This window comes from Zavarzinella formosa DSM 19928 (genome assembly GCF_000255705.1).
Taxonomy (GTDB): domain Bacteria; phylum Planctomycetota; class Planctomycetia; order Gemmatales; family Gemmataceae; genus Zavarzinella; species Zavarzinella formosa.
The window spans coordinates 244,823-245,113 of the sequence record NZ_JH636450.1 but is presented as its reverse complement, the minus strand read 5'-3'; the positions used below and the strand labels follow the sequence as shown (position 1 = coordinate 245,113).

Below are 291 nucleotides of genomic sequence, written 5' to 3'. Positions count from 1 at the left end.
GCTCGCGCCCGTGATGGTTTGGTCAACCGTGCCGTTGCCGTCCCAGTCGATCTTGTAAGTGAACACCGTGCCGGCCGGTTGGCCGGTCTCACCGGCGCTCAGGGTGAATGTCATCGGCTGACCGCGCACGCCGACCGCCGGGCCGGCGAGACCGGCCGTCACGCTCGGGGCGGTTCCGGTGACGCTGACAACGCTGGCCGGGCTGATCCCCTTGATGGTCGCCTTCGCGGTGTCGGTCACGGTGATGGTTTGCCGGCCAATGTTGGTGAACGTGACGGCAAAAGTCTTGCT

The 291-nt window shown here is 66.3% G+C and carries 1 protein-coding gene; it reads right to left on the bottom strand.

All coding sequences use genetic code 11. The features are described from left to right. The coding region (locus tag BGIM_RS55455; RefSeq protein ID WP_040892008.1) for a hypothetical protein at positions 1-291 on the bottom strand (291 nt) is incomplete at both ends.